The organism is Pseudomonas sp. SK (assembly GCF_012975065.1).
Classification (GTDB): domain Bacteria; phylum Pseudomonadota; class Gammaproteobacteria; order Pseudomonadales; family Pseudomonadaceae; genus Aquipseudomonas; species Aquipseudomonas anuradhapurensis.
This window is the reverse complement of record NZ_CP051857.1, coordinates 5,463,972-5,482,586: the sequence shown is the minus strand read 5'-3', so window position 1 is coordinate 5,482,586 and position 18,615 is coordinate 5,463,972. Positions and strand designations below refer to the sequence as shown.

Genomic DNA, 18,615 nt, shown 5'->3' with positions numbered 1-18,615 from the left:
GTCATTCGCCCAACACTTGCTCCAGGCCCTCGTTCAACGCCTGCTCCAGCTCCCGCTTGTAGCGCAGGTACAGCTGCGTCGACCCTAGCTGGTCATCCAGCAGCTCGGACAAGTCCAGGTCAGTGATATAGCACCGGTAGTGCCTGTTGCCGCGCCGCTGCCCAATGATCTGCCTGGCGACCACCGCATACAGCTGCTCGCCATGCTCCAGTTCGGAATATTCCTGCTGGTCGCAGTACAGCGTCACATGCGCAGCACCCGCCACCCCGGCCTGGATAATGGCCTGCACCTCGTAGTAGGGCTGGTCGTTACCTTCGGGGGCCGGGCGCGGCTCACTGCTGCGCGCCTTGCCTGGGCCGGAGGGCAGCAGTTGTACGTAATGGATATCCAGTGACGCTGGCCGCAGGGTGTCCATCGGCAGCCGGGCATCGCGGCGCATCACCACCGAACGCAGAAAACGCTGCAGCGGCAGCAGCAGGTGCGCTTCGTCATGCAGCGGCAGGCGTTGTTGCCACAAGGCGTTGTATTCATCCAGCACATACAGTTCGGCCCAGCTCCCCTGCAGGCGGTAGAACACCTGGATGCAGGCTGGCTGGCCCTGTTCCAGGACCAGGCGCAGGTCGTGGTCCTGCAGGGCGTTGGCGTCCAGGTACAGCGGGCTGTAGCTGCTGCGCTCTTCGCCCAGGTACGCCAGTAATGCCTCATGCTCGGCCAGGGTCGTCAGGCTGACGTGCCCGGCCAGCAGCTCAAGCACATGCGTATGCTGGGCAACCTGCAGCAGGTAGCGGTGCTCAAGGCCCTGGTCCAGCAGTAGTTGCACAGTGTCGAAGACTTCCTCCACGCGCTGGGCGATGGCCTGGGCGCGGCTCTGGCAGAAACAGCGCACCCGCATCCGTGGCCGCTGGCCGTGCAGCACCGGGCTGTTGAGGAAGTCGCGCAGGCAGCGCACCAGCGCATGTTCGCCGTCATAGCGCTGGACCAGCACTTCGTTCCAGCTGTTGAGGGTGACCTGGTCCAGGGTCAGCACCAGGTTTTCGCGCACCCCGGCATAGCTCAGCGAGTCGGTGCGCTCGGTGGTCATCAGGATGTTCAGGTCGCGGTGGTGACGCAGCGGGTCGATGGCGACATTGACCAGCAGCAGTACCTCGTCGGCAACGCTGGGCTGCAGCAGGCGCACCTCGCTGACGATCGGCAAGGGCAGGGGAATGCTCTGCTGCAGGCAGCCCACCAGGTTGAACAGCTCGATTTCGCTGAGGTCGCTGACGCCGGGGTGCAATGCCAGGCGTGTGCTGCTGTCGATCACCCCGTTGCGGTGCGCCCAGGTCAGCAATTCGATCAGTTCGCGGCAGCGTTTCAGCGGGCTGAAATGCTCCACGTCATGCGTGCTCAGGTTGCCGGTGTACAGCCCCCAGTGATGGCTGCCGGGCTCCTTGCGGTTGGGCGCCTGGACCAGCGTCAGGGTGCCTTCGGCGAGGTCCGGGGCGATGCCGGGGTTGATCAGTTCGACCTTGCCGGCGCGGCGCTCGAACGCTGCGTACAGGCGTCGGCCCAGCACATTGAGGTCGCGCTGGTCGGCGCGGCTGCTGGCGTTCTGGGTGCGGGCGAACTGGCTGAGAAAGCGGTAGCTGTGGTTCAGTTCGGCTACCAGGTCACGGCGCTCCACGGCGACTTGCTGGACTTTCCACTGGCTGCGGCTGTCGAGCAGTGTCAGCTGGCGCCTGTCCCAGCCCCATTCGTCGGTCAGGCGCTGCAGCAGCCGGCGTTGCCAGCCATTGGCCCGGGACGGGTCACTGAGCTTCTTGTTCACCTTCAGGTACAGGCTGCGGCGTACCAACTCCAGGCGGGCCCGCTCGCCACGCTGCAGCAGGTAGTGTTCGATGCGCCGATAGACCATCACGTAGGGGTCCAGCTCGTCGAGGTCGAGCTGGTTGGCGAACACGGCTTGCTTGTAGTCCAGGCTCAGGCAGCGCACGCTGGGATGTTCGCTGGCATAGGCCTCGGTCAGCAACAGCTTGAGCAGCGACTTGTAGGGCGATTCGATGCCTTTGAACAACTGCCACAGGCCGGCCCCGACGAACTCGCCAGGCGGGATGTTCGCCAGGCTGCCGAGGTCGAGGGCGTCCTGGCTGCGGATGAAGCGCTTGGACAGCAGGGTCTGGGTGTAGCTGTGGTAGTGCTGTTCCTGGTAGACCGGCACCAGCCACCACAACGGCGTGCGCCCGGCCAGCCAGATGGTGGTGCGGTAGAACTCGTCCAGCAGCAGGTAGTGCTGGGTCGTACCGCAATCGTCGGAGCCGAGCTGGCCGTCGCGTTGGCCCTGGGCGAAACCTTGTGTGTCGATCAGAAAGAAATGCGCCTCGGCGCCCAGGCTTTCTGCCCATGCCTCCAGCAGCTGGCATTTGCGCCGCAGTTCGCCCAGCAGTTCGTCGGCCAGGCCGGGGGCATGGCACACCCACAGGTCCATGTCGCTGTGCTCGGCCTGCGCCAGCGAGCCCAGGCTGCCCATCAGGAACAGGCCATGGATCGGACGCGGCGGGTTGCCGTGGCGGGCTTTGTAAGTGAACGAGCGGGCCAGGCGCTGGGCCTCGAGCACCAGCTCGGCGCTTGGTTCGTAGCCTGATACACCGGCCGGGGTGCTGCCCGACACATAGCCTGGCAGCAGCGGATGGTTCACGTGGAACAGCAGCGGCAGCAACGTCAGTACCTGTTGCTGGCGCGTCGACAAGCCTTCCAGTGCCCGCTGCAGCCGGCCCTGGTTAAGCCGCAGGAACCGCGCACGCAATGTCGCCAGGACTTTGCGGTCGATGCCTTCGTCCAGGTCGGGGCGGATTTCATGAGGGTGGTTCATTGCGCACTCGGGCCGGCCAGTGGAGCTGTGGCGAGTGTAGCCTGAGGGATCGGCGCTGGATAAGCGCCAATTGAAAGATTGACGCCATTTTGCCAGCGCGCATGGCGGCAAGCTCCAGCTTTTCCTGCCGTTGAGGCATGATGGCTGCCTTGAATGAATGACGAGGTTACCCGATGCGTGTCTGGATCGATGCCGACGCCTGCCCCAAGGCAGCCAAGGATCTGGTCGTCAAGTTCGCCCTCAAGCGCAAGTTCGAAGTGGTCATGGTCGCGGGCCAGGCTGTGGCCAAGCCGGCGTTCGCCATCGTACGGCTGATCGTGGTGCCCAGCGGCATGGACGCGGCGGACGATTATCTGGTGGAGCACGCCGTGCCCGGCGAACTGGTGATCTGCAGTGACGTACCGCTGGCCGACCGCCTGGTGAAGAAGGGCGTGGCAGCGCTGGACCCGCGTGGGCGCGAGTTCGATGAGCGCAACATGGGTGACCGGCTGGCGGCGCGCAACCTGTTCACCGAGCTGCGCGAGCAAGGCCAGGTGGGGGGAGGGCAGGCGCCTTATGGCGAACGCGAGAAGCAGGCGTTTGCCAATGCGCTGGACCGGATCATTGCCCGGCTTTCGAAAGCCTGAAGCATACGCGCCCCTGTGTAGGAGCGGCCTCGCGTCGCGATCGGGCTGCGTAGCAGCCCCTCGATTGCAGCTGCAACGCAGATAACGCTGGGGCTGCCTTGCAGCCCGATCGCGACGCAAGGCCGCGCCTACACCGGGCGCGCCAGCAAGAACCTATCCGTGCGCCAGCTCCAGCACCCGATCCACCAGCTTGTAGATACCCCCAGCCGCTTCACTGATCGACTTGGCCTCCATGTACGCCGGGGTGGTGACCAGCTTGCGCTGCGGGTCTTCGACGATATCGTGCACATCGCATTGTTCATGGGTGCCGCCCATCTTCACCACGGCCGCCGCGGTGTCTGCGTCGGTACCGATGGTGCAGACCACACCCGGCCCGTAGATCTTCGCCGCCAGCGCCGGCGATATGCAGATCAGGCCAACCGGCTTGCATGCGCTGGCGAAGGCTTCGGCCAGTGCCAGCACGTCCGGGTTGACGCTGCAGTTGGCGCCTTCCACGGCAAAGTTGGAGAGGTTCTTCGCCGCACCGAAACCGCCCGGCACGATCAGCGCATCGAAGTCCTCGGCCTTGGCTTCGCGAATGTCCTTGACCTGACCGCGGGCGATACGTGCCGATTCAACCAGTACATTGCGCGACTCGGGCATCTCCTCGCCGGTCAGGTGGTTGATCACGTGCAGCTGCGCAATGTTGGGCGCGAAGCACTGCACCTGCGCACCGCGCTGGTCGAGGCGCAGCAGGGTGATCACGCTTTCGTGGATCTCGGCGCCGTCGTACACGCCACAGCCGGAAAGAATCACCGCTACTTTTTTTGTCATGCTCATTACTCCAGTGTCGAGGCGCTAAATGTCCTCTAGTTTGGCAGATGTCGCCATAGGGGTTCTGGCACGCGCGGCCTAATCTTGGTGAATAACGCCTGAGTTCGTGCCCATGGACCTGATATTGCTGGCCGTGCCGTTCTTCTTCGTGCTGATCGCCGTGGAACTGGTAGCCGACCGTGTGCGTGGCCAGCGCAACTTCACCCTGGCCGACTCGATCAACAGCCTCAGCACCGGCGCACTGTCGACCAGCACCGGGCTGCTGACCAAAGGGCTGGGGCTGCTCACCTATGCCTTCGCCTTCGAGCACCTGGCGCTGCTGCGCTTGCCGTCGCAGGCTTGGTGGGTGTGGTTGCTGGCCTTTGTCCTGTACGACTTCTGCTACTACTGGCTGCACCGTCTGGGGCACGAGCGCAACGTGCTGTGGGCTGCGCATTCGGTGCATCACCAGAGCGAGGAGTACAACCTCACCACTGCACTGCGCCAGACCAGCAGCGGTTTCATCTTTTCCTGGATCTTCTACCTGCCGCTGGCGCTGGTCGGGGTGCCGCCAGTGGTGTTCATCACCGTGGCGTCGCTCAACCTGTTGTACCAGTTCTGGGTACATACCCGCCATATCGCCAAGCTTGGCTGGCTCGAGTGGGTGTTGATCACGCCATCCAACCATCGCGTCCACCATGCGCAAAATCCTGCTTACTTGGATCGCAACTACGGCGGCGTGTTCATTCTCTGGGACCGTCTGTTCGGCACCTTCAAGGAGGAGGACCCGGCCGAGCCGGTAGTGTTCGGGGTGACCACGCCGCTGGCCAGCTGGAACCCGCTGTGGGCCAACCTGCAGTTCTATGCCCAGCTCTGGCACGACGCCCGGCGTGCCGACAGCGTGTGGGACAAGCTGCGCATCTGGTTCATGCCCACCGGCTGGCGCCCGGCCGATGTGGCCGCCCGCTATCCGCAGGCCAGGCAGGACCTGGCGCGGTTTCGCAAGTTCGCGGTGGCCCTGGGCCGCCCGCAGCAGGCCTACGTGGCGGCGCAGTTCGTGGTTTACGTGGCGTTGGGCAGCTATCTGATGGACGTGGCCGAGCGTGTGCCAGGCGCCGCGCTGGTGCTCGGCTGGGCGCTGATGGCGTTTGGCTTGTTCGTGCTGGGCGCGCTGCTGGAGAACCGGCCGTGGGCCACGCGCCTGGAGCTGGTACGGCTGCTGGCCACTGTGCCGGCGCTGTACCTGGCCGGCGCCCTGGGCCTAGCGGTGGTCGTGCCGTTGGCCTGGCTCGTGCTCGTGGCTTATTGCCTGCTCAGCTTCTGGGGCCTGGGCCTGGCCCGCCGCCTTGCGCTCCGCACGCAAGGTCCGGAAGCGTCGGCGCAGCCATAGCAGGCCGCCCAGCGCCAGCAAGCCACCCAGCACCCATAGCTCGTAGCGCTTCACATTGCCCAGCAGGCCTTCGAGAATGGCGCCGAAGTGGTACGCGGCGGCGCCCAGGGCCACTGCCCAGATCGCCGCGCCCAGGCCGTTCAGCAGCAGGTAGCGGCGCGGCGGGTAGCCCGACAGGCCAATGGCCACCGGCATGACCGTGCGCAGGCCATAGACGAAGCGGAAACTCAGCACCCAGATGTCGGGGTGGCGGCGGATGTGGTCCAGCGCCCGGTCGCCCATTGCCTGCCAGCGCGGTTTGCGGGCCAGGATCCTGCGCCCATGGCGACGGCCCATGAAGTACCACAGCTGATCGCCGGCATAGCTGCCGAAAAACGCCACCAGGCACACCAGGTTGATGTCCATGTAGCCGCGGAATGCAAGGAATCCCGCAAGCACCAGAATGGTCTCGCCTTCAAAGAAGGTGCCTAGAAAAAGGGCGAAGTAGCCGAAATCCTGCAGGAATTGTTGAAGCATTTTCTGAGGTGCTGGCGAAATGAACGCGCAGCCTACCCCTTCGCGCGCATTCGTGAAAGTGTCCAAATGTGTCTCGACGTGAACATTTCCTACACGGAGAATGCCGGAAGGCACGCGCCACGGCTTGCCCTGCTGTGTAACACAGGCGTCATAATGGGCGCTTATCTTGCCGCTCAATTGATGATAGGGCGTTAACGTCCTCAGGAACGCCAGATGAATAATGAAGTGCTAACCCCTGTCGCGATCAAGGATGCTCAGGAACTCCCCGAAGAGATGGTGCAGACCCCGCCAGACCTGCCGCCGGCGCCCCAGCCCGTGGTAGAACCAGTGGCCCCGGCGCCTGCGCCGGCCCCGGCGATCACCGTCCCCGGCCTGGACGACAGCAGCCTGTACATTCATCGCGAACTCTCGCAGCTGCAGTTCAACATCCGCGTACTGGAACAGGCGCTGGATGAAAGCTACCCGCTGCTCGAACGCCTCAAGTTCCTGCTGATCTTTTCCAGCAACCTCGACGAGTTCTTCGAGATCCGCGTCGCCGGCCTGAAGAAGCAGATCAATTTTGCCCGGGAACTGGCCGGTGCCGACGGCCTGCAGCCGCACCAGGCACTGGCGCGCATCAGCGATCTGGTACACAGCGAAGTGGAGCGCCAGTACGCGATCCTCAATGACGTGCTGCTGCCAGAGCTGGAAAAGCACCAGATTCGCTTCATCCGCCGCCGTTACTGGACACCCAAGCTCAAGACCTGGGTGCGCCGCTATTTCCGCGACGAAATCGCCCCGATCATCACCCCGATCGGCCTCGACCCGACCCACCCGTTCCCGCTGCTGGTGAACAAGAGCCTCAACTTCATCGTCGAGCTCGAGGGGGTCGACGCCTTCGGCCGCGATTCCGGCCTGGCGATCATCCCGGCCCCGCGCCTGCTGCCGCGGGTCATCCGCGTGCCGGAAGAGGTGGGTGGTGCAGGGGACAACTATGTGTTCCTGTCGTCGATGATCCACGCACACGCCGACGACCTGTTCCAGGGCATGAAGGTAAAGGGCTGCTACCAGTTCCGCCTGACCCGCAACGCCGACCTGGCGCTGGATTCCGAAGAGGTCGACGACCTGGCCCGCGCGTTGCGCGGCGAGTTGTTCTCGCGTCGCTATGGCGATGCCGTGCGCCTGGAAGTGGCCGATACCTGCCCGAAACACCTGTCGGACTACCTGCTCAAGCAGTTCAGCCTCAGTGAAAGCGAGTTGTACCAGGTCAACGGCCCGGTCAACCTCACCCGCCTGTTCAGCATTACGGGCCTGGACAGCCACCCCGAGCTGCAATACACGCCGTTCACCCCGGCGATCCCCAAGCTGCTGCAAAACGCAGACAACATCTTTAGCGTGATCGGCAAGCAGGACATCCTGCTGATGCACCCGTTCGAGTCGTTCACCCCGGTGATCGACCTGCTGCGCCAGGCGGCCAAGGACCCGCACGTGCTCGCCGTGCGCCAGACCCTGTACCGCTCCGGTGCCAACTCGGAAATCGTCGACGCGCTGGTGGACGCGGCGCGTAACGGCAAGGAAGTCACTGCGGTGATCGAACTGCGTGCGCGTTTCGACGAAGAATCCAACCTGCAGATGGCCAGCCGCCTGCAGGCCGCCGGTGCGGTGGTGATCTACGGTGTGGTCGGCTTCAAGACCCACGCCAAGATGATGCTGATCCTGCGCCGCGAACAGGGCGAGATCGTGCGCTATGCGCACCTGGGTACCGGTAACTACCACGCCGGCAACGCCCGCCTGTACACCGACTACAGCCTGTTGACCTCCGACGACGCCCTCACCGAGGACGTCGGCAAGCTGTTCAGTCAGCTGATCGGCATGGGCAAGACCCTGCGCATGAAGAAGCTGCTGCACGCGCCGTTCACCCTGAAGAAGGGCATGCTCGACATGATCGCGCGGGAAACCCAGTTCGCCCTCGAAGGCAAGCCGGCGCACATCATCGCCAAGTTCAACTCGCTGACCGACGCCAAGGTCATCAAGGCGTTGTACAAGGCCAGCCAGTCGGGCGTGAAGATCGACCTGGTGGTGCGTGGCATGTGCTGCCTGCGCCCGGGTATCCCGGGGGTTTCGCACAACATCCAGGTGCGCTCGATCATCGGCCGCTTCCTCGAGCACACGCGGGTGTTCTACTTCCTCAATGGCGGTGAAGAGCAGATCTACCTGTCCAGCGCCGACTGGATGGAGCGCAACCTCGACAAGCGTGTCGAGACCTGCTTCCCGGTGGAAGGCAAGAAGCTGCTGCTGCGGGTGAAGAAGGAGCTGGAAGGCTACCTGACCGACAACACCCACGCCTGGACCCTGCAGCCAGACGGGCGCTACGTGCGCAGCACGCCGACCGGCAACCAGAACCCGCGGAGTGCCCAGGCGACCCTGCTGGAGCGCCTGAGCAACCCGGTCCTCAACGTACGCTGAGGACGAAGCCGACCCGGGCCAGCCACTCCGCCTCGTTGGCGAAGTCGGCCTGGGTCAGCTGGTTCTGTTCCAGCCAGCCTTGCGGGAATACCACGTCCAGGCAATCGCCGGCAGCCTTCAGTTCCACCTTTGGCATCTGCTGGTTGCCGCGGATGTGGTGGAACAGGATGGCGAAGCGCAGCAGCACGCACAGGCGCAGCAGCTTGACCCCTTCCTCGCCCAGCTCGGCGTATTTGTCCTTGGGGATGTTGCGGCGGTGGCCGCGTACCAGCAAGGCCATCATCTGCTGGTCCTCGCGGGAGAAGCCCGACAGGTCGGAGTGCTCGATCAGGTAGGCGCCGTGCTTGTGGTAATGGTAATGGGCGATGTCCAGGCCGATCTCGTGCACCTTCGCCGCCCAGCCCAGCAGGTCGCGCCAGTTGCCGTCCTTCAGGTCCCAGGCTTCGGCGACCTGGTCGAATGCGTGCAGCGCCTTGCGCTCGACGCGTGCAGCCTGGCCCTGGTCCACGTGGTAGCGCTCCATCAGCGAGTTCAGGGTGCGCTCGCGCACGTCTTCGTGGTGGTGGCGGCCCAGCAGGTCGAACAGCACACCCTCGCGCAGGGCGCCGTCGCAGTGGTCCATGCGCTGCAGTTCCAGCGCATCGAAGATCGCCTCGAGAATCGCCAGGCCGGCCGGGAAGATGGCCCGACGGTCGGGTTTGACGCCGTCGAAGTCGATCTTGTCGACTTCACCCAGCTTGAACAGTTTGCGCTTGACCCAGGCCAGGCCCTCGGCGTTGACCTCGCCATTGCCCAGGCCACCGGCCTTGATGGCTGCGCCGATGGCGCGGATGGTACCGGACGAGCCGATGGCCTCGTCCCAGGTCAGGCGATGCAGGGCATTCTCGATGCTCATCAGTTCCAGGCGCGCGGCAGTGTAGGCCTGGGCGTAGCGGGCCGGGGTGATCTTGCCGTCGCGGAAGTAGCGCTGGGTGAAGCTGACGCAGCCCATCTGCAGGCTTTCGCGCAGCAGCGGTTCGAAGCGTTGGCCGATGATGAACTCGGTACTGCCGCCGCCGATGTCGGCGACCAGGCGCTTGCCGGGTGTATCGGCCAGGGTATGCGACACGCCGAGGTAGATCAGGCGCGCTTCTTCGCGACCGGAGATGACCTCCACCGGGTGTCCGAGGATGGCTTCGGCGCGCTGGATGAATTCGTTGCGGTTGCGCGCTTCGCGCAAGGCGTTGGTACCGACGATGCGCACCGAGCCGGCGGGCATGCCGTTGATCAGCTGGGAAAAGCGCTTGAGGCAGTCCAGGCCCCGTTCCATGGCTTCTTCGCTGAGCTTGCGCTCGTCGTCGATGCCGGCGGCCAGCTGAACCTTCTCGCCGAGCCGCTCGAGGATGCGGATTTCGGTATGGTGGGCCTTGGCCACGACCATGTGAAAGCTGTTGGAGCCAAGGTCGATGGCGGCGATCAGGGACAGGTTCTTCGCGATGGTATGCGGCATGATCTGGTTGTTCTCGGTCGTTAACCCGGCAATCGTGCCACGATAGCAGGCTATCGCCAACGCGTGGCATACAGCCGTTGAGCAGGCCTTGATGCAAGGCAATGTGCCATTCGATGCTATGACACTGGCATGACAGTTTCGATTCGTGGCGTCTTGCACAACTATAGTTACACTCAATCGTCCGCGGCTTCCTGTAGGAGTCGGGTGCGGCTATGATGGGCAACGTTTTTTATTGCTTACGACCTTGGAGATTTCCATGAGCGACAAAATCAAACACGTCACCGACGCCAGCTTCGAAGCCGAAGTACTGCAGGCTCAGGGCCCGGTGCTGGTCGACTATTGGGCTGAATGGTGCGGCCCATGCAAGATGATCGCTCCGGTTCTGGACGACATCGCTGACACCTACGAGGGCAAACTGACCGTCGCCAAGCTGAACATCGACGAGAACCAGGAAACTCCGGCCAAGCACGGCGTGCGTGGCATCCCGACGCTGATGCTGTTCAAGAACGGCAATGTCGAGGCCACCAAGGTCGGCGCACTGTCGAAATCGCAGCTGGCCGCGTTCCTCGACGCCCACCTGTGATAGCAAAAAGCCCCGCGAATGCGGGGTTTTTTTTGCCTGCAAAGGTCTGCGGCGGTACGATTTCCACCGTCAAAACCACTAGACGTCGAAAAAAGCAAGTGTTACATTCGGCCTCGCACTGCTTCTCCAGTGCCCTCTACACGCCGTCGCCGAAGCATCCCTAATTCGAATCAGTACGCGATCCTGTCGCCATCTAGCGGCGCGGCTTCATTAAGCCAGAAGCTTAATTCTCCCTTCTTACATGATTACGTCATTCCCCTTATGAACCTGACTGAACTCAAGCAAAAGCCGATTACCGATCTTTTGGAAATGGCCGAACAGATGGGCATCGAAAACATGGCCCGTTCGCGCAAACAGGACGTGATTTTCGCCCTGTTGAAGAAGCACGCGAAAAGCGGCGAAGAGATCTCGGGTGACGGCGTGCTGGAGATTCTCCAGGATGGTTTCGGTTTCCTGCGTTCGGCTGATGCGTCCTACCTGGCCGGCCCCGACGATATCTACGTCTCGCCCAGCCAGATCCGCCGCTTCAACCTGCGTACCGGCGACACCATCGTCGGCAAGATCCGCCCACCGAAGGAAGGGGAGCGTTACTTCGCCCTGCTGAAGGTCGACACCATCAACTTCGACCGCCCGGAAAACGCGAAGAACAAGATCCTGTTCGAAAACCTGACGCCGCTGTTCCCGAACAAGCGCCTGAAGATGGAAGCCGGTAACGGCTCCACCGAAGACCTGACCGGCCGCGTCATCGACCTGTGCGCGCCGATCGGCAAAGGCCAGCGTGGCCTGATCGTGGCGCCGCCGAAGGCCGGCAAGACGATCATGCTGCAGAACATCGCGGCCAACATCACCCGTAACAATCCCGAGTGCCACCTGATCGTCCTGCTGATCGACGAGCGCCCGGAAGAAGTTACCGAAATGCAGCGTACCGTGCGCGGCGAAGTGGTTGCCTCCACCTTCGACGAGCCACCAACCCGCCACGTGCAGGTTGCCGAGATGGTGATCGAGAAGGCCAAGCGCCTGGTCGAGCACAAGAAGGACGTAGTCATCCTGCTCGACTCCATCACCCGTCTGGCGCGTGCCTACAACACCGTGATCCCGAGCTCCGGCAAGGTACTGACCGGTGGTGTCGACGCCCATGCCCTGGAGAAGCCGAAGCGCTTCTTCGGCGCCGCGCGTAACATCGAGGAAGGCGGCTCGCTGACCATCATCGCTACCGCGCTGGTCGAAACCGGCTCGAAGATGGATGAAGTGATCTACGAAGAGTTCAAGGGCACCGGCAACATGGAACTGCCACTGGACCGTCGCATCGCCGAGAAGCGTGTGTTCCCGGCCATCAACATCAACCGCTCGGGTACCCGTCGCGAAGAGCTGCTGACCGCCGACGACGAACTGCAGCGCATGTGGATCCTGCGCAAGCTGCTGCACCCGATGGACGAAATCGCCGCCATCGAGTTCCTGGTCGACAAGCTCAAGCAGACCAAGACCAACGACGAGTTCTTCCTGTCGATGAAGCGCAAGTAAGCGTTTCAGGCCAGGCAGTAATTGGGGCCGCTTCGCGCCCCTTCGCGGGCACGCCCGCTCCCACAGGTTCTGTGTGATCCTTGTGGGAGCGGGCGTGCCCGCGAAGGGGCGCGAAGCGGCCCCAATGCATTTTTGCCCCCAAACAGAGCCCGAACGGCGCTACACTCTGCACCCCGACCGATACGGCCAACATGAGGCTCCTGCATGCAGTATCGCGACTTGCGCGACTTCATCCGTGGCCTGGAACAGCGCGGCGAGCTCAAGCGCATCCAGGTTCCGATCTCCCCAGTGCTGGAAATGACCGAGGTCTGCGACCGCACCCTGCGCGCGAAGGGCCCAGCATTGCTGTTCGAAAAGCCCACCGGCTTCGACATCCCGGTGCTGGGCAACCTGTTCGGCACCCCGGAGCGCGTGGCCATGGGCATGGGCGCCGAATCGGTGGCGGAACTGCGCGAAATCGGCAAGCTGCTGGCCTTCCTCAAGGAGCCCGAGCCGCCGAAAGGCCTGAAGGACGCCTGGTCCAAGCTGCCGATCTTCAAGAAGGTCGTGTCGATGGCGCCAAAGGTGGTCAAGGACGCGGTGTGCCAGGAAGTGGTGGTCGAGGGTGACGATGTCGACCTCGGGGCGCTGCCGATCCAGCACTGCTGGCCGGGCGACGTCGCACCGCTGATCACCTGGGGGCTCACCGTTACCCGCGGCCCGAACAAGGACCGCCAGAACCTGGGCATCTATCGCCAGCAGGTGATCGGCCGCAACAAGGTCATCATGCGCTGGCTCAGCCACCGTGGCGGTGCCCTGGACTACCGCGAGTGGTGCGAGAAGCACCCCGGCCAGCCGTTCCCGGTCGCCGTGGCCCTGGGGGCGGACCCGGCAACCATCCTTGGCGCGGTGACGCCGGTGCCGGATACCCTGTCGGAATATGCCTTCGCCGGCCTGCTGCGTGGCAACCGTACCGAGCTGGTCAAGTGCCGGGGCAGCAGCCTGCAGGTGCCGGCCACCGCCGAGATCATTCTGGAAGGGGTGATCCACCCGGGCGAGATGGCCCCGGAAGGCCCGTATGGCGACCACACCGGCTATTACAACGAAGTGGACAGCTTCCCGGTGTTCACCGTCGAGCGCATCACCCACCGGCAGAAACCGATCTACCACAGCACCTATACCGGCCGCCCACCGGATGAGCCGGCGATTCTCGGTGTGGCACTGAACGAAGTGTTCGTGCCGATCCTGCAAAAGCAGTTCCCGGAAATTGTCGACTTCTACCTGCCGCCGGAAGGCTGTTCGTACCGCATGGCGGTGGTCACCATGAAAAAGCAGTACCCAGGCCACGCCAAGCGCGTGATGCTGGGTGTGTGGTCGTTCCTGCGACAGTTCATGTACACCAAGTTCGTTATTGTCACCGACGATGACATCAACGCCCGCGACTGGAACGATGTGATCTGGGCCATCACCACGCGCATGGACCCCAAGCGTGATACGGTAATGATCGACAACACGCCTATCGACTACCTCGACTTTGCGTCGCCGGTATCGGGGCTGGGGTCGAAGATGGGCCTGGACGCCACGCACAAGTGGCCGGGCGAGACGACACGCGAATGGGGGCGGGTCATCGTCAAGGACGAAGCCGTTACCCGCCGTATTGATGAGCTGTGGGATCAGTTGGGAATAGATTGATGCAGGTAACGTTGCAGCCGTCCGGGGCGGTGTTGGCGCTCGAACCCGGGGAACGGATCCTGGATGGAGCGCGGCGGCTGGGCTATGACTGCCCGAACAGCTGCCGCAATGGCAATTGCCATGTTTGCGCCGCGTTGCTGGTCGAAGGCCGGGTTTGCCAGGATGGCGAGGTCCGCGACCATGGTGAGCTGTTTACCTGCATAGCCGAACCGCTGGAGGACTGCGTGTTGCTCTGGGATGGTGTGCTCGCCCTGGGCGAGCTGCCGGTGCGCAAGCTGGCGTGCAGCGTCAGTGAGTGCGTCGAGGTGGGTGGCGATGTCTGGCGTGTGCGGTTGCTCGCGCCGGCCGGCAAGCCGCCGCGCTACCACGCTGGGCAATACCTGATGATCGAGCGCGACGGCGGCAAGCAGGCGGCGTTTTCGCTGGCTTCCGCCCCTCATTCCGGGCGTGAGCTGGAGTTGCATGTGCTGGCGCGCGAGCCCAGCGCCGAGCAACTGATTGCCCAGCTGCAGCGCGACCGCCTGGCGCGCATCGAAATGCCGTTCGGCGACACCCACCTGGCCGAGCTGCCTGACGGGCCGCTGGTGCTGATCGCCGCCGGCACAGGCATGGGCCAGATGCACAGCCTGGTCGAGCATTGCCGGGCGCAGGGCTTCCGCCACCCGGTGCACCTGTACTGGGGCGTGCGCCGGCCCGAGGACTTCTACCAGATCGAGCATTGGCAAGAATGGCAGCGCCTGCCCAACCTGTTCCTGCATCAGGTCGTCAGCGACCTGTGCGGCTGGGAAGGCCGTTGCGGCATGCTGCATGAGGCGGTCTGCGAAGACATTGCCGACCTCAATACCGTGCATGTCTATGCCAGCGGCTCGCCAAACATGATCTATGCCACCCTCGATGCCCTGGTCGAAGCTGGCATGGATGCGCACCGCATGCGCGCGGATGTGTTTGCCTACGCCCCGCGCGGTTAATAACCGAAGTTTCAAAGTGTGGGTATAAGGCGGTAATTGTTACCGCCTTGGCTAATAACTTTCACGCCGCCTGGAATAATAATTCCCAATCGTCGGAATGCCCGATGAAAATTTCGACATATACTTGAGCTGACGCACCGGTCTGTCTTAGGTTATGCATGTCTCCCGTGTGGGAGTTGGCTTGCCGGCGACAGGGCCGGCACAGGCGGTATACTACGACTGCCTCGAATCGTTTTTCGCTACATGCGTAGTTCACAGGGAATTATGGCGGCAGCTTATGTCGGCACTTGAAAGTTCGTCCTGGAAAGTTACTTATCCTCCCTCGCTCGACTTCGGTCAGCAATTGACCCACGAGCAACTGTACAACTCCATGCAGAGCACCATGTCTCGCCATCAGGGTGGGCCGGTGTGGCTGTTTGCCTATGGTTCTTTGATCTGGCGACCGGAGTGCAACTCCGTGGAGCGCCAGCGCGCCCGGGTGCACGGTTACCACCGGGGCTTGTATCTGTGGTCGCACGAACACCGCGGCACCCCGGAAACTCCTGGGCTGGTATTCGGTCTGGACCGGGGTGGTTCGTGCAGTGGCTTTGCCTACCGGTTGGAAGAAAGCAACCTGGATGACTCGCTGATGGCCCTGTGGCAACGCGAAATGCCGTACCCGGCGTATCGGCCGCACTGGCTCAACTGCCGGCTGGGTGATGGCAGCAAGGTACAGGCGCTGGGCTTTGTGCTGGAGCGGCACCTGCCGTGCTATGCCGGGAACTTGCCAGATACCTTGCTGAGCCAGATCCTGGCCAGCGCCAAGGGGCGTTATGGCACTACCCGTGATTATGTCGAGCAGACCTTGAATGCCCTGCGTAGCCACCAGATGCCCGATCGCAACCTCGAGGCACGGTTCCGCCGTTGCCATAACCTGCGGGAAGTTTAAGTATTTCCGGGGCCGCTTTGCGGCCCATCGCGACACAAGGCCGCCCCTACAGGGGAATGCGTAACCCTGTAGGGGCAGCCTTGTGTCGCGATGGGCTGCGCAGCAGCCGCAAAATCAGTGAGCCAACACCACCAGCTTACCCACAGCCTGCCGCTGCCCCAGCCTCTCAATGGCGGCGCCCGCCTCAGCCAGTGGATAAGTCTGCGACACCAGCGGCTTCAGCTTGCCTTCGGCATGCCAGGCAAACAGTTGTTGGAAGTTGGCCGCATTGTCCTGTGGCTGGCGCTGCGCAAATGCTCCCCAGAATACCCCCAGCACCGCAGCGCCCTTGAGCAACACCAGGTTGGCTGCAAGCTGCGCAATCGTCCCGCTGGCAAAGCCCACCACCAACAACCGGCCATTCCAGGCCAGCCCGCGCACCGCCTGCTCGAACAGCTCACCGCCCACCGGATCATAGATCACGTCCACGCCCTGGCCGCCGGTCAGGCGCTTGATCTCGTCACGCAGGCTGGCCTGGCTGTAGTCGATCAGTTCATCGGCGCCGGCCGCCTTGGCCACGGCCAGTTTTTCCGCACTGCTGGCCGCCGCGATCACCCGTGCGCCCATGGCCTTGCCGATCTCCACCGCCGCCAGGCCTACCCCACCGGATGCGCCCAGCACCAGCAGGGTTTCACCTGCCTGCAGTTGGCCACGCTGGCGCAGGGCATGCATGGAGGTGCCGTAGGTCATGCCGAATGCTGCAGCGGTGGTGAAGTCCATGCTCGCCGGCATCGGCAACACGTTGTAGAACGGCACCGCCACCTGTTCCGCGAACGCTCCCCAGCCGGTGAGCGCCATGACCCGGTCGCCGACCTTGAAGGCGCCGGCCTTTTCTCCGACCGCGGCCACCACGCCGGCTGCCTCGCCGCCGGGGGAGAACGGCAATGGTGGCTGGAACTGGTACTTGCCTTCGATGATCAGGGTGTCGGGAAAGTTGACCCCGGCAGCCTGCACATCCAGCAGGATCTCGTTGTTCTTCGGTACCGGGCTGGCCACCTCTTCCAGCACCAGGTCACGCGCCGGGCCCAGGGTTTTGCACAACACAGCTTTCATCGGGGCTATTCCTTTGCGGGTAATGGCCGATAAGTGTAGGAGGGCCGCCTGAGCGGTCAACGAGCATGGCCGGTCCTGATGGCGTGGCATAAGCCCAGGCTTGGGTTTGAGCGGTGTGCTGGGTAAGCTGGCGACAACTGTATTGAGGAGCGAATTCGTGAAAGCGTGGATCTTGATGGTGCTGGCGCTGCTGCTGCCGGCTGCGGCCATGGCCGAGGAAGCCAAGGAAGGGGCGCCCAAGGTCGCCTACATCAGCCTGAGCCCGCCCTTTGTCGGCAACTATGCCCTCGACGGCAGCCCGCGGCTGCGCGTGTACAAGGCCGATGTGGCCCTGCGCGTGACCGGCGACGAAGCGGCCAAGGCGGTGAAGCATCACGAGCCGCTGATCCGCAACCAGTTGGTGGCGCTGTTTACCCAGCAATCGGTGGAAAGCATGAGCAATGTCGAGGCCAAGGAGCATCTGCGCCAGGAAGCGCTGAAGCAGGTGCAGCAGGTGATGGAGGCGGAAGAGGGCAAACCGATCGTCGAAGACCTGCTGTTCAACAACCTGATCGTGCAGTGACCTGCAGCCCGCGTCGCTCGTGTTCGCGGGTCAAGCCCCTGCCATAGGGGCTCGCAAGCCTGGCGCCCAGTTCAGGACGCCAGGCTACGGCGAAACCGTGCCAGGGCCACGCTGAAGAACACCAGGCCGATCACGGCCAGCGCCAGGACGTCCGGCCACACCACTGTCCACCCGGCATCACGGAACAGGATTGCCGCGCCAAGGCTGACGAAGTGCGTCGATGGCGAGCCCTGCATCAGCCATTGCAACCACTGCGGCATGCTGTCCAGTGGTGTGCTGCCGCCGGACAGCATCAGCATCGGGATGATCACCGGGATCGCCAACAAGCCGAACTGCGGCGTCGAACGCGCCAGGGTGGCGAGGAAGATGCCCAAGGCAGTACTGGCGAACAGGTACAGCGCCGTCACCGCCAGGAACAACCCCATCGAGCCGGACAGCGGCACGCCCAGCGCACCCTTGACCACCACCACCAGCGAAATCCAGGTGCAGATCACCACCACCAGCGCATTGCTGGCGATTTTCGCCAGCATGATTTCCAGGGCGGTCAGCGGCAGCACCAGCAGGTGGTCGAGAGTGCCATGTTCGCGCTCGCGCAGCAGCGCGGTGCCGGTGAGGATGATCGCCAGGATGGTGATGTTGTTGACGATCTGGATCACCGCCAGGAACCAGCCACCCTCCAGGTTGGGGTTGAACAGGGCCTTGGCATTGATCGCGATCGGGCTCTGGGCGTCCGCCCGCTGGCCGTAGTCGAGCAGCTCGCGTTCGAAGATGCGGCCGATATAGCCGGCGCCCATGAACGCCTGGCTCATGGCGGTGGCATCGACGTTGATCTGCAGCTCCGGCGAGCGCCCGGCCAGCAGGTCGCTCTGGAAGTTCACCGGCACATTGATGACGAAGGTGTACTGGCCGCTGTCCATGGCCTGGTCCAGGCGCTCCGGGGCCAGCGGCACGGCGGGCTGGAACTCGGGCGGTTGCAAGGCTTCGCTGAGCTTGCGGGACAGCAGGCTGTGGTCTTCGTCGACCACTGCAACGCTGGCATTGTGCACGCCGATCACCGAACCGGCTGCCGGCATGTAGATGGCCACGCTGAAGGCGTACAGCAGGAACAGCAGCAACACGCTGTCATGGCGCAGGCTGGTCAGTTCCTTGAGGCCCAGGCGCAGGGTGTGGCTGAAGTGCGACAT

The 18,615-nt window shown here is 63.5% G+C and carries 14 protein-coding genes and 1 pseudogene; 9 read left to right on the top strand and 6 right to left on the bottom strand.

The window, feature by feature from the left end; all coding sequences use genetic code 11:
• Window position 1: 1 nt before the first annotated feature.
• Entirely contained in the window at window positions 2–2,848 is a 2,847-nt protein-coding gene (locus HG549_RS24950; protein ID WP_170033683.1) for a class I adenylate cyclase, read from the bottom strand.
• 173 nt (window positions 2,849–3,021) lie between these two features.
• Between HG549_RS24950 and HG549_RS24945 the strand changes: the two genes are divergently transcribed.
• Window positions 3,022–3,474, top strand: coding sequence for a YaiI/YqxD family protein (locus tag HG549_RS24945; protein ID WP_170033681.1), 453 nt, complete (start codon window positions 3,022–3,024; stop codon window positions 3,472–3,474).
• Window positions 3,475–3,627: 153 nt separating this feature from the next.
• On the opposite strand, the gene elbB is transcribed toward HG549_RS24945, so the two are convergent.
• The gene (gene elbB, locus HG549_RS24940; RefSeq protein WP_170033679.1) at window positions 3,628–4,287 is read right to left on the bottom strand and encodes an isoprenoid biosynthesis glyoxalase ElbB; all 660 of its coding nucleotides are present in this window, start codon (window positions 4,285–4,287) and stop codon (window positions 3,628–3,630) included.
• A 112-nt stretch (window positions 4,288–4,399) separates the two neighbouring features.
• Between elbB and HG549_RS26105 the strand changes: the two are divergent.
• Window positions 4,400–4,978 (top strand): annotated as a pseudogene (locus HG549_RS26105) (sterol desaturase family protein); the annotation flags it as partial.
• A 549-nt stretch (window positions 4,979–5,527) separates the two neighbouring features.
• Here HG549_RS26105 and HG549_RS24930 read toward each other — a convergent pair.
• Entirely contained in the window at window positions 5,528–6,172 is a 645-nt protein-coding gene (locus tag HG549_RS24930; protein WP_170033677.1) for a DedA family protein, read from the bottom strand.
• Between the two features lie 213 nt (window positions 6,173–6,385).
• Here HG549_RS24930 and ppk1 point away from each other — a divergent pair, with 213 nt between their 5' ends.
• On the top strand, window positions 6,386–8,617 hold the full coding sequence (ppk1, locus tag HG549_RS24925; protein WP_170033675.1) for a polyphosphate kinase 1: 2,232 nt from the start codon (window positions 6,386–6,388) through the stop codon (window positions 8,615–8,617).
• Here ppk1 and ppx read toward each other — a convergent pair.
• Entirely contained in the window at window positions 8,604–10,106 is a 1,503-nt protein-coding gene (gene ppx / locus HG549_RS24920) for an exopolyphosphatase (RefSeq protein ID WP_170033673.1), read from the bottom strand. The genes ppk1 and ppx overlap by 14 nt on opposite strands.
• A gap of 256 nt (window positions 10,107–10,362) precedes the next feature.
• On the opposite strand from ppx, the gene trxA reads away from it, so the two are divergent.
• From trxA to HG549_RS24895, 5 genes are all read left to right on the top strand, one after another.
• On the top strand, window positions 10,363–10,689 hold the full coding sequence (gene trxA, locus HG549_RS24915) for a thioredoxin TrxA (RefSeq protein WP_170033671.1): 327 nt from the start codon (window positions 10,363–10,365) through the stop codon (window positions 10,687–10,689).
• Window positions 10,690–10,950: 261 nt separating this feature from the next.
• Window positions 10,951–12,210, top strand: coding sequence for a transcription termination factor Rho (gene rho, locus HG549_RS24910; RefSeq protein WP_003253661.1), 1,260 nt, complete (start codon window positions 10,951–10,953; stop codon window positions 12,208–12,210).
• Window positions 12,211–12,414: 204 nt separating this feature from the next.
• Window positions 12,415–13,881 carry a 4-hydroxy-3-polyprenylbenzoate decarboxylase gene (ubiD, locus tag HG549_RS24905; protein ID WP_170033669.1) on the top strand — a complete coding sequence of 489 codons (1,467 nt, stop codon included), beginning with the start codon at window positions 12,415–12,417 and terminating at the stop codon, window positions 13,879–13,881.
• Window positions 13,881–14,849 carry a CDP-6-deoxy-delta-3,4-glucoseen reductase gene (locus tag HG549_RS24900; protein ID WP_170033667.1) on the top strand — a complete coding sequence of 323 codons (969 nt, stop codon included), beginning with the start codon at window positions 13,881–13,883 and terminating at the stop codon, window positions 14,847–14,849. The genes ubiD and HG549_RS24900 overlap by 1 nt, the downstream gene beginning before the upstream one ends.
• A 277-nt stretch (window positions 14,850–15,126) precedes the next feature.
• Window positions 15,127–15,777: a gamma-glutamylcyclotransferase gene (locus HG549_RS24895; RefSeq protein ID WP_170033665.1), complete on the top strand. Its 651-nt coding sequence runs from the start codon at window positions 15,127–15,129 to the stop codon at window positions 15,775–15,777.
• A 114-nt stretch (window positions 15,778–15,891) separates the two neighbouring features.
• Here the strand turns inward: HG549_RS24895 and HG549_RS24890 are convergent, their stop codons facing one another.
• Entirely contained in the window at window positions 15,892–16,869 is a 978-nt protein-coding gene (locus HG549_RS24890; protein WP_170033663.1) for an NADPH:quinone oxidoreductase family protein, read from the bottom strand.
• Window positions 16,870–17,026: 157 nt separating this feature from the next.
• Between HG549_RS24890 and HG549_RS24885 the strand changes: the two genes are divergently transcribed.
• The gene (locus HG549_RS24885; RefSeq protein WP_170033661.1) at window positions 17,027–17,431 is read left to right on the top strand and encodes a flagellar basal body-associated protein FliL; all 405 of its coding nucleotides are present in this window, start codon (window positions 17,027–17,029) and stop codon (window positions 17,429–17,431) included.
• 71 nt (window positions 17,432–17,502) lie between these two features.
• Here HG549_RS24885 and HG549_RS24880 read toward each other — a convergent pair whose 3' ends face one another.
• Window positions 17,503–18,615: an ABC transporter permease gene (locus HG549_RS24880; protein WP_170033659.1), complete on the bottom strand. Its 1,113-nt coding sequence runs from the start codon at window positions 18,613–18,615 to the stop codon at window positions 17,503–17,505.